The sequence below is a fragment of the Alteromonas sp. G4i35 genome (assembly GCF_054960375.1).
This window is the reverse complement of record NZ_JBHNZD010000014.1, coordinates 142,819-149,233: the sequence shown is the minus strand read 5'-3', so window position 1 is coordinate 149,233 and position 6,415 is coordinate 142,819. Positions and strand designations below refer to the sequence as shown.

At 38.5% G+C, this 6,415-nt stretch carries 6 protein-coding genes; all 6 read right to left on the bottom strand.

Annotated features, from left to right (window positions below):
* Positions 1-75 precede the first annotated feature (75 nt).
* Positions 76-753 carry a hypothetical protein gene (locus ACFI6L_RS11085; protein WP_462574005.1) on the bottom strand — a complete coding sequence of 226 codons (678 nt, stop codon included), beginning with the start codon at positions 751-753 and terminating at the stop codon, positions 76-78.
* A gap of 174 nt (positions 754-927) precedes the next feature.
* Positions 928-2,382 carry an oligosaccharide flippase family protein gene (locus ACFI6L_RS11080; RefSeq protein ID WP_462574004.1) on the bottom strand — a complete coding sequence of 485 codons (1,455 nt, stop codon included), beginning with the start codon at positions 2,380-2,382 and terminating at the stop codon, positions 928-930.
* A gap of 44 nt (positions 2,383-2,426) precedes the next feature.
* On the bottom strand, positions 2,427-3,356 hold the full coding sequence (locus tag ACFI6L_RS11075; protein ID WP_462574003.1) for a glycosyltransferase family 2 protein: 930 nt from the start codon (positions 3,354-3,356) through the stop codon (positions 2,427-2,429).
* Between the two features lie 19 nt (positions 3,357-3,375).
* Positions 3,376-4,359 (bottom strand): glycosyltransferase family protein, encoded by a 984-nt coding sequence (locus ACFI6L_RS11070; RefSeq protein WP_462574002.1) that lies wholly within the window; start codon positions 4,357-4,359, stop codon positions 3,376-3,378.
* Between the two features lie 48 nt (positions 4,360-4,407).
* Positions 4,408-5,268 carry a glycosyltransferase family 2 protein gene (locus ACFI6L_RS11065; RefSeq protein ID WP_462574001.1) on the bottom strand — a complete coding sequence of 287 codons (861 nt, stop codon included), beginning with the start codon at positions 5,266-5,268 and terminating at the stop codon, positions 4,408-4,410.
* A 46-nt stretch (positions 5,269-5,314) separates the two neighbouring features.
* Entirely contained in the window at positions 5,315-6,412 is a 1,098-nt protein-coding gene (locus ACFI6L_RS11060; protein ID WP_014998058.1) for a glycosyltransferase family 4 protein, read from the bottom strand.
* Positions 6,413-6,415 lie beyond the last annotated feature (3 nt).

The window sequence follows — 6,415 nt, the reverse complement described above, 5'->3', positions numbered from 1 at the left end:
CAAAAGTCCAAAATTACCTTTACGATAAGCAAAAAAAAAGCCAGCATGATAGCTGGCTTAAAAGTAAATTCTTTATTAACGTTTTGTTCTTCTAAATGCGCCAATTCCCACTAAGGCTAGCGACAAAAGAAGAATACTTGAAGGTGCACTGACTGTACTAACATTGCCTGTAGGTAAAGAAGTGATCGACAAGCTATTAAAGCCTTTTTCGAATACTTGTACGCTTTCTACGCCATTCGCATCGAAGGTAAGAAAAGAAAACGAATTGATACCAGTCAAGGCGTTAAAATCTAAATTAATAAACCAAAAATCACTTGAAAACGAAGAGAGAATTAGACCATCAGTACGATTAGCTCCCCACGTCATATCAACGTTGTACCCAGAAGATGTCGTAGTTATTACATCATTTCTCAGAGCTACATTTGGATCGTCTACAAAAACGATTTCCCCGTCACTGAGAGTGATATCAAAATTTACATTTCCCTTGACACTCCCTGGACCACCAAATATTAAATAAAGACCAAGCTGTCCAGCATTATCATTAGCGAAAAAACCCACTAACTGATTAGCTAATTCAAATCCAGTATTGGCACTGTAGTTACTTTTTGAAAAGTTATAGAAAGAAACTAAAGATTTGTTGATATCTAAAGCATTTACTTCACTACCGTTAACAGATAGAAGCCCTGCGTTGGCGTTTACACTCACACTTAAAAAACAGAAAGCACAAATAGCTTTCAGAAAAATACTCTTCATTGCAACTCCGGATATACAATAATTACTTCATCAAGCGTGTTTGCTTTTTGAACTCCTTTGAGACCATCATAATCAAGCAACTATCAAGCCAACATAAAAACAACAATAAAATCATAAACTTGAATTTGACAGTCATTTAATAAAACAGCTCTTGTTAAATAATTTGACACTTCATTAGCGCTTTTTAGAAGCCAACATTTCCTTAAGTTCATTGAGTTGCACTTTAGCGTGGCCAAAGAACAAGGTGATATACATGAAGGGGTAGATTAAAGCCCCACTTGCAATCAGAAGGATTAGCGATAAAACATCACTATTTACCCAATTGGTTATGTGTGGCTTTATAGTAATTAACAAAAAGTACATTGAAAGCGCTGAGAAGCTAGGTGGCACGAGTGAGCTAAACAATCGCTTTGAGTCTATTGAAACATGTCTATTCACAATAAAGATTCTAATTGGCAAAGAGATAAAGCTTGCTACAACCAAACTGATGAGCATAAATTTGATGCCAAACCATATCGTAGCCCCAGCGACCAATATATTCGAAATCAAATTAAGCAGTGTCAACTTAAAGGCATCATTTGTCTTTCCGCTTGCGATTAAAAGGTTTGGTAAAAACCAAGCAACTACACCTGGGAACATGGTAAATGCCGATATAGCCATAAACTCTGCACTTGGAGCAAACTTATCTCCAAACGCAATAGTTACAAATGGGTCTGCTACCGCCGCTAGTCCCATAAAAATCGGCAACACTAGTAATGCTGTTATAGTTACCATTTTTATAAAAAGGTTCCCCAAGTCATCTCTTTTCTTAACTCTTGAAAAGCTTGGAACGACCATTGAATTTATGGAGCTCATGGTTACTTGATTTATCACAAGCGCCCCTTTATGAGCAGCTGCCAAAAGCGCAAAACTAGCAGGTCCTAACACAATTCCAGTAAATAGATTACTCGCTTTTCTATGAAGAAAGTTCATTATTGTCATGCCAAACAACGGGAGGCAAAAGCTGATGAGTTCTTTATTATCTTCTCTATTGAAGTGAAAATAAGGTTTGAATTTAGCAACGTAGATAAGAAGAATATATTGAATGATAGCATTGACGAGCTTACCAATTATCAATGCCCATAGTCCATAACCACTCTCAGCCAACACGATAATGGTGGCTGCAGAAATGAGGGTCGCACAGAATTTTGCGATACCCATTTGTTTATTTTTAAACTCACGCAGAAGTTTTCCGCTAACAACCACTTGTAAGCTTGTTACGAGAGTAATCGGTGCGAGGCTTGCAACTACCCATGCTGCTAACTCAGAATAGGAGTAATAAGCTATTGGAGTACCGATACCGAGAATACCGATAACTACAACCAATCCCATTCCGGCGACGAATGTCATAGTACTTGCTGCGTATCTATCTTCCCACTTATCACGCTGTACGAGGTTTTGGTTAACGCCAGCGTTTACAAGAGTATTAGCGAATTCAATGAATAGAAAGCAGAAACCAGCTAATCCAAATTCTTCTAGCGTTAGAACTCTAGCAAGATATGCATAAACTAAGAAGTCTACAACATTGATCCCTGTTCTTGTAAGCGATGTCCAAATACTACCTTTGGTGGCTTTTTTCTTAAGCGACATTGGGTTTCTCAATAGTGAATTTGAAGAGATTTAAGGAAAGTAAATTAAGCTCTATTCGCTTCTTTTCCCAACTGAAGCTTTGTGAATTCACTTAAGCTTGTAAGAAAAATTAATAACAAAAGCCAAACCAAGCTGATTTTTCGTTTTATTGACAAGCCTGAGTGCAAACAGGTTTTTTTTGTTCTCCCCAAAAACATTTTTACCAATCCTACACAAAACCTCAGTTTCTCCTTAAAACCCGCTTTTGAGAGCTCAGCATCCCATGTTCCTCCGACAACCCGCCTCCGTTTTATCAACAATTCCGATTTATTTCTGGAAGGATGAAAAACTTCTGATTTTTTTGAATATATGATTTTTCCGCCAGAATTAACTACACGCTGACTGAACTCAACGTCGCCACCTGACTTTAGTTTTTCGTTAAAACCCTTGTGCTTTTTTATAAGCGACATCGAACAAAAAAGATTGGCAGTTATACACTTTCCACTGTTAGCATTTTGATCTTGTTTCATTGAAAACATATTTTCAAAATCCAACGCACTTTGCTGCGTTTGCTTTGAGGCATCGGAGAAAAATGAGACCTTTCCTGCGACTATCACATCGCCATGCTGCTGCGCCGCGCATCTTAGTAAGTTAGTAAGCCACTCTGTCGACACCAAACAATCAGAATCTGTGAATGCAACATACTCGCCCGATGCGACTTGCAAACCTTTATTTCGAGCAGCATATGACCCTGGCGTTAGACATTGAAGTAAACGAAAAGTATCGCTCGCTATCCCCTCCATTAACTGTTGCAAGTACTCATATGTTCCATCAGTAGAACCGTTATCGATAATTATCACCTCATAGCAACTAGCTGGGTAGTCGATGGCTTCTAGCTTTTCGATACAAAGGCCTACTCTATCGATATCATTGTATACTGGGACTAGGACACTAATTTTCGGAGTAGATGACGGAAAACTATAATCTGAATTCATTCCATTTCTCTTTAAGATTCTAAACTGTAGAAAGAATAACTTTCCAAGCATTAACCACTTTGTCTTCTCCGTAGCATGCGATCACTTCCTTGAGAACTTCCCTTTTGGGTACAAACATACTTTGCAATTTTTTCTCGGAGAGATTAGAAGTGTCCACAAGATGGACAAAAGAGTGTTGCCCATTCTTGACTCGACCAAATTCGCTTTCGTTGATTAAGACGTTACACCCCTCCCCGATAGCATGATAAAAAGATCCCGAGCTGATCATTGTGCCGTCAGAGTGAGGTAGAAGGACAAACTTAGACGTTCGAAGAAGGTAATTCAGCTCTTCACTGGAAAGAAACCGGTTGTCCCAAACAACGTTAAGCCCTCGCTCTTCGATAATAGATATTAGTTTTTTTGTATAAGTTGGATCTGAACACTTCCCTGCAATCTTAAGTGAAAGCGTTGCTGGCCAATTACTCAGAACTACGTCCAAATTTTTATAGGGCTTTATCCCTCCGAAAAACAAAACATCGGTCGTATATTCACTCTCGCCCTGCTTCATATCTGCGAAAATCGCATTATCGGACTTGTATAGGGGGTGAACAAGTGAAGGAGAACTAAAGTAATCTTCCAATGACACTGGGCGGATTCTCAGTAACGTGTATAGATTGCATAGAAATTTAAAACGTTTAGTGCTTCCATTACTATTATGTGGCCTGAAATTATGTTTCACCCAAACCACTTTTTTAGCGAAAATCTTTGAAAAAGTTATCAAAGCAATCATCTTGAAGAAGTATTGGACTGCTGTTTTATAAGATCTGCCATACACTCTGTCTTCTACCCAATTTAAAATAACAATTGCTTTGTTTGGACGAGTAATTAAATACTTAATAAATGCAAAATCAGTAGGCTGAACGTCATAGCCTAATTTTTCAAGAGCTATTTTATTTAAGTTCAAGAACTCATTTTGACTTCTAGGTGGGTACATAAAAGCTTTTTCTGCAATTTCCTGACTCATTTTACATCTTTTCAATTTGCGACTTTCCCTTAGCTTTTATTTCTTGTACTAAATAGACATGGGTTGTTTTAAAACCTTTCTTCTTAAAGCTCGATAGAAAAAACTGACCGTTGCTTTAACGCCAGCGAGCTTTACAGATAATAAAACCCATTTTGTTTTGCTATTTTTGTATTTAAGTGAAAACAATACTTGCTCACTGATTCGCTTTCTGAACCAATAATCACCAAGGAAGCTTCTATGCTTAATTGCCGAGGCTAACCTGGGATAGATGTTTTCAGGGCTTAAGTGACGAAGCTTCGCTCCTATACCGTCAGCATTTTGAAATCGATATGAAAACAATGCTTTTGGAATATTTCGGAATTCGGCATTGCTCAAAAATAACCTCACAAAAATATCCCAATCTTGCCCATTAGGGAGTTCTTCATCGAACCACAGGTTTTCTAACAAATCCCTTCTGCAGCTAAATCCAGACATACCGCAATAAGTATTGCCACGTAATAACGAAGTTTCAGTTACTCTGACGTCGTCATTTACGACTATTACACTCTCATTCCCTAACTGTCTAAACCCCGTTACTACTGCATCAGCCCCTTCTATATACTGGCGCGAAATTTCGCATAGATAATCAGGTAGCCAAACGTCATCATCGTCTAAGAAAGCAATAACTGCGCCTGAACTCTTAGTAATACCAATATTTCTTGCCCTATTAGCTCCGCTCCTTTTATCTAGGCGGACGAATTTTGCATTATTTCTCTGAATAGCGCTCAAAGCTTCTTGATAAGATTCTTCAGAACAATCGTCTATCACTATGACTTCTTTTGGCTTTTTCGTTTGTAAAGATAAGCCACTCAATGCTTCTATCAAAAAAGCGGGTCTATTACGTGTCGTAATTACAACTGAAATGTCCAACTAGATTCCTTTCTAACTGCGTGGAATTAATTTTTTAAATTAGGAGCTAAATTAGCAAATTTTGAGCGTGTCCCAAAGTAACATCTGAAATACTTTCCCAATTATATTTACTCAAAAACGCATCTCTATTGAGATTTAAGTCTAGGCCGGATAATGATGACAATTTTCCCGCTAGCACTTCTACATCCCCCACTCCAAAATAACAGTCTTTCGGTGCATCAATGTCCAAATTAGGAGAAATATCACTCAATAACACTGGACATCCAGCACTAATTGCTTCTAATGCAACTATAGGTAAACCTTCATGGTATGAAGGCAAAATAAATACGGATGCATGTTGAAACAACGCCTTGAGTTCGTCGCCAGACCTCCTTCCGGCGAACAGGATATTGCTAGAAGCAGATTTTCGTAGATTGCTACAATATTCATCTTGATGATCTGAATCACCAACAATAACCAGTTTTTTCGTTATATCTGATTTTTTGTAAGCGTCAACTAGGTCATGAAAACCTTTCTCAGGAACGAGCCTTCCTACCGTGAGAACGTAGTCATCTGAATTTATATCTAGATCTTTGGGTAAGTAATTACTTGATAGTTTTCCGGTAAATGTGGGAAGCATCCCGTTCGGAACAAAACTCACTTTATCGGCATGCTCAGGGTATGAAATTTTAAGCGCTTCGCTTAAACTGCGGCCAACTACCAGCACCCTATTCCCAAATACAATCCCCATTTTCTCGCCAAATCTAAGTACTTTTTTAGCGAAAGAGCTCCATTTCTGTCGATCGTAGTCTGCACCATGATGGGTAACCATGACTTTCATACCAAGTAGTCGAGCCAAAGGTGTAAAAAGTGCAGGTCCAATTGCGTGTAAATGCACGATATCAGGTTTTACGAACAATCTTGCGTAGATAATAGCAATGAACGTATGAAGGAACGTTTCTAATAGTTTGTGCCGAAGCGCCCAAACGCTAATCACTTCAACACCTTCAAAATTGTAGCGCTTTTGATTTACATAAGGGGAGCGAGCAAGCACAGTAACCTGTACCCCTTGCTGCACCATTTTGGGATACAGTTGTTGGCAATGGGACTCTATTCCCCCCATAACATCTGGAATACCGCGAAGGCCAATTGCACAAATCTTCATAAA